Genomic DNA, 4,977 nt, shown 5'->3' with positions numbered 1-4,977 from the left:
GCCGCGCCGTCCCATCATCTGCAATTCCCGGTCGACTATCGGTCCTCAGTATCCGCGCCATCTGCATTTCAGCGGCGCGGCCATCGGCTCAGCTGCGCTCTTCCTTTGGCTGCGCTTCGCTGACCGGCTTGACCTTCATCTTCTCGAGCACCTCCGGATCGACCAGCTGGCTCACGATCGGGTGGATGCGGATGGGCTTGTCCTTCACCACCTGCTTGAAATTCGCCAGCACGGCGGTGGCGACTTTCTGCGAGGGGGCGATGACGTCGAGCAGCCAGGTGGTCTCGCCGCTGGTCCAGTCCTCGGCCTTGAGGCGGACCGGAAACACGCGGGCCTGGATCTGCTCGCGGATCTTGGCGTCGACCTCGTCGGAGACGCTGGCCCAGATCGCGATGCCGGCGGTCTCCTCGACCTTGCCCTCGCCGCCGGCCTTGGCGATGGCGATGCGGTCGCGCGTCATCGGCTCGACGACGAGGTGCATGACGTCGGCCAGGGTCTGGTTGCGGTAGCGCGGCAGGTTGAGCATGGCGAGGACGACCTCGCCGACGCCGGCTTGGATCCGCATCTTGAACGCGGCAATTTGCGCCAGCACTTGCGGATCGAGCGCGCGCTCTTTCGCATCCGTCGGCCCGGCCGCAGCCCCGCCCTTGATCCCGTTCAATGCCGGCTTGGCGGCGGCCGCCGTTTCGTTCGCGCTCTTTGCCATGGCTCTCGCTCCCTAGTTTCGATCCGCCCAACGGGCGCATTGCGATCATGAGGAGTGAGCCTGCCGTGGCGGCCTGCAGCCCCGTCAGGGCCGCGTGTCTGCCGACGCAAAAAGACCGGTCATCTGCATACTACCCGCTCCGGTTGCACAAAAGTGCAATACGAGAGAGCGGATGTATAGTTCTGCCGCAGATAATCGGAAGCAGCCCCACTGCCCTCCTTCGGCATTCATAGAACGTTAACCCGCATACAACTTCAAGACGAAATCGCGATACGCCCAAAAAAATGTTTCGCGATGTGTCCGTCCGTTGCGATCGGCAACGATCGAAGTTTCGGAGAATGGAACTCGGCGCGGTTTCAGGAGATTGGCGGCGGACTGCTCAGCGCACATCGGCAAGGCGCGCTGCAAGCGAGCAACGGCCGCGAACGACACTGCGGCGTCACCGTGCCGTCATGCAAACGAGCCGGTCGCCGATTTGTATTCGGCGACGGAGACTTGGCTGCCATGGCTCGACGCATGCCGTGCGCGTCGGCTACGAGCCTATGATGTCAATTATCCAGCAAGCTCGCTTGGTCACCGCTCCCTCCCGGCCTCATCCAGCGACTGGGTGATCGGCGACAGCAGATACTGGATGATGCGCCGCTCGCCGGTCTTGATCTCGGCCTGCACGGAGAGGCCGGGGCCGAGCATCTGCTGGCGGTCGCGGATGCGGATGCTGGTCTGCAACAGGCGGATGCGCGCGGCGTAGACGAGGCCGGGCTGGACCGGCCGTCCCTTGTCGTCGCGCTGCGGCTGGCCGTTCGATTGCGACAGGTCGATCGCATCGCGGCTGATGCTCTCGACGATGCCCGGCACCAGCCCGTAATCGGTGAAGGGAAACGCCTCCAGCTTGACGCGGACCGGCTGGCCCTCGCGGACGAAGCCGATGTCCTTGTTGAGGACCTGGGCTTCGACCTCGATCTCGGCGCCGTCGGGAACCACGGTCATCAGCGGCTGGGCCGGCTGCACCACCCCGCCGATCGTCGCGACCACGAGCTGCTGCACCGTTCCGGCGACGGGCGCGCGCAATGCCAGGAACTCGCGCCGCCGCGTGGTCTTGCGCAGATCTTCGGCCGCGAGCTGCGCCTTGTCACGGGCCTGGACCATCTCGGTGACGGCGGTCTTGCCGAAGGTCTCGCGCAGCTTGCGGATCTCGGCCTCGAGCGCCGTCATTGCGGCGCGCGCCCGCGCCACATTGGCGAGCTGCACGTCGACGTTCTGGACGTGCTCAATGCGCTGCTGCTCGTATTCGAGCAGCCGCAGCCGCGCGAAATTGCCCTGCTCGGTGAGCTGCCGGCGCGCCTCGAGCGATTGATCGACGAGCGGGAGCGTGAGGCGCAGCTTGTTGATCTCGACCTCGGCGGAGGTCAGCTCGGCGGCGCGCTGCGCGATCTGCTGCTGCAGGCTGGCGACCTGCGCCTCGTATTCGGCGATGCTGGCGCGGACATATTGCTCCTCCACCGCAACCATCGCCGCCGGCGCGTCGTCAGGGGCGACGAAGCCGGTCGGCCGGCCGTCGAGATAAGCGAGGAGAGCTGCGTTGCGCGCCTGGATCAGCCTGGAGGCCTGCAGGTTCTGGCGCGCCTGCGCCTCGTCGGCGGTCGCGAGCGTCGGATCGAGCTCGACCAGGAGCTGCCCTTCCTCGACGTGCTGGCCGTTGGCGACATGGATGGCGCGCACCGAGCCGATCTCCATCGGCTGGATGGTCTTGACCTTGCTCGACGGGATGATCTTGCCGCTCGCCACCGCGACGACGTCGACGGTGCCGATGACGGACCAGACCAGCGCGGCCGTGAAAAAGCCGCAGGTCATCAGCAGCAGCATGCGCAGGCCCGGGCTCGGCGGCTTCTCCATGATCTCGAGCGCAGCCGGCAGGAATTCGTGGTCAGAGCGCGGCCGCCGGTTGCGGTCGGCCTCGTTCTGCATGGTCCAGCTCGCCCGCAGCACGGCCCAATGCCGGGCGAGGGTCGGGAAGCGCTCGGCGACCCAGGCCGTCACGTCGAGCGCCCCATCTGCTTGGTGTAGAGCTGGGCATAGCGGCCGCCCGAGCGCAGCAGCGTCTGGTGATCGCCGGTCTCGGTGATCTCGCCGGCTTCGACCGTGACGATGCGGTCGCACTGACGCACGGCGGAGAGGCGATGCGCGATGATGATGACGGTGCGGCCACGGGCGATGCCGGCGAGATTGTGCTGGATGATCTCCTCACTCTCGGCGTCGAGCGCGCTGGTCGCCTCGTCGAGGATCAGGATGCGGGGATTGCCGATCAGCGCCCGCGCGATCGCCATGCGCTGGCGCTGCCCGCCCGAAAGGTTGCCGCCGCGCTCGTCGATCACCGTGTCGTAGCCGTGCGAAAGGCCGAGGATGAACTCGTGCGCGCCGGCGAGCTGAGCGGCGGCGATGACCCGCTCCATCGGCATCGTGGTGTCGGCCAGCGCGATGTTCTCGCGTACCGAGCGGTTGAACAGGATGTTCTCCTGCAGCACGACGCCGATCTGCCGGCGCAGCCAGGCCGGGTCGACCAGCGCGAGATCGACGCCGTCGACCAGCACCCTGCCCTGCTCGGGAACGTAGAGGCGCTGCACGAGCTTGGTCAGCGTCGACTTGCCCGAGCCGGAGGGGCCGACGATGCCGATCATCTCGCCCGGCTCGATTGCGAGCGTGACGCCACGCAAGGCTTCCGGCGCATCGGGGCGATAGCGGAAACGAACCCGATCGAAGCTCACCGCGCCCTTGATCGGCGGAAGGCTCGCCCGGTTGGGATTGTGATCGGGTTCGGCCGGCGCGTTCAGGACGTCGCCGAGCCGGTCGACCGAGATGCGCACCTGCTGAAAGTCCTGCCAGAGCTGGGACAGCCGCAGGATCGGCTGCGCGACACGCCCCGAGAGCATGTTGAAGGCAACCAGCGATCCGACCGAGAGGTCGCCGGCGATGACCGCTTTCGCGCCGAAGAACAGGATGGCGACCGTGGTCAGCTTGGAGACAAGCTGGATCAGATGGCTGCCCCAGTTCGCGAGCGTTGCGACCTGAAACCCGGTGCTGGTATAGCCCGCGAACTGCTTCTCCCATTTCGCCCGCATCTGCGGCTCGACCGCCATCGCCTTCAACGTGCCGATGCCGGTGACGCTTTCGACCAGGAAGGACTGGTTCTCCGCGCCGCGCTTGAATTTTTCGTCGAGACGGGCACGCAGCGGCGGCGTCACGATCACCGAGATCGCCACATAGAGCGGGATCGACAGCGTGACGATCAGGGTCAAGAGCGGACTATAGGCATACATGACGCCGAAAAACACGATGGTGAAGAACAGATCGATCACCACGGTGACGGCATTCGAGGTCAGGAACTCCCTGATACGATCGAGCTCGCGCACGCGGGCCACGCTGTCACCGACGCGGCGTGCCTCGAAATAGGACAGCGGCAGGTTGAGCAGGTGCCGGAACAGCTGCGCCGAGAGCTCGCTGTCGACGCGATTGGTGGTGTGGGCAAACAGCCAGTTGCGCAGCGCCGACAGGCCCGTCTCGAAGATCAGCACCGCCGAAAGCCCGATCGCCAGCACGTCGAGCGTCGTCAGCGACTGATGGACCAGCACCTTGTCGATGACGAGCTGGAAGAAGATGGGCGAGATCAGCCCCATCAGTTGCAGGAAGAACGACCCGATCAGCACGTCGCGAAGCGGCCCACGGTATTTCACGAGCGCCGGAATGAACCAGCTGATGTCGAAGGGGCGCGTCGCCCCTGCCATCAGCTCGCGCGTCGTCATGAGAAGCAGCCGCCCGGCATACCGGTCGCCGAAATCCTCCGCCGTCCACACTTCGGGACGCCCGCCATTGCCGCGCTGGACCAGGAAGCGCGATCCGGCCTCCTGCTGATCGACCTTGAGCAGAACGAGGGCCTCGCCGTCCTGCAATTCGGCGAGCGCAGGCAATGGAACCTTGTGAAGCGCTTCAGCCGCCGCGGGCTTCACCTTGGCGACGATCTTCAGGCGCTTGGCGATGCGGGCGAGATCCTCAAGCCGATACCGCTCGCCCGGCGAGCCATGGTCATGGGCGATCTGGCCGGCGTCGGCGGGGACACCGAGGAATTTAGCGACCAGAATGAAGGAAAGCAGCGACGCCGAAAGTTCAGGATCATTGCCGCTCGTGGTGTCCGCGGTCTCGTCCGGCGCTTTCGCAATCGCAATGGTCATGACCCAAACTTCAAACCCGGCCGAAACAGGCCGGGATCCCAACCGGGA

Annotated in this window: 3 protein-coding genes; all 3 read right to left on the bottom strand. The window is 65.9% G+C overall.

Annotation, left to right across the window (positions count from 1 at the left end):
• Nucleotides 1-88 precede the first annotated feature (88 nt).
• Nucleotides 89-706 carry a toxin-activating lysine-acyltransferase gene (locus TSA1_RS25460; RefSeq protein ID WP_100178725.1) on the bottom strand — a complete coding sequence of 206 codons (618 nt, stop codon included), beginning with the start codon at nucleotides 704-706 and terminating at the stop codon, nucleotides 89-91.
• Nucleotides 707-1,279: 573 nt separating this feature from the next.
• Nucleotides 1,280-2,743, bottom strand: a complete 1,464-nt coding sequence (locus TSA1_RS25455) for an HlyD family type I secretion periplasmic adaptor subunit (RefSeq protein WP_100178724.1) — start codon at nucleotides 2,741-2,743, stop codon at nucleotides 1,280-1,282.
• Nucleotides 2,740-4,929, bottom strand: coding sequence for a type I secretion system permease/ATPase (locus TSA1_RS25450; RefSeq protein ID WP_100178723.1), 2,190 nt, complete (start codon nucleotides 4,927-4,929; stop codon nucleotides 2,740-2,742). Before TSA1_RS25450 ends, TSA1_RS25455 begins: the two co-directional genes overlap by 4 nt.
• Nucleotides 4,930-4,977: the final 48 nt, after the last annotated feature.

This window comes from Bradyrhizobium nitroreducens, assembly GCF_002776695.1.
In the GTDB taxonomy this organism is placed as follows: domain Bacteria; phylum Pseudomonadota; class Alphaproteobacteria; order Rhizobiales; family Xanthobacteraceae; genus Bradyrhizobium; species Bradyrhizobium nitroreducens.
The sequence above is the reverse complement of the archived record's forward strand: the minus strand, read 5'-3'. Positions and strand labels throughout refer to the sequence as shown.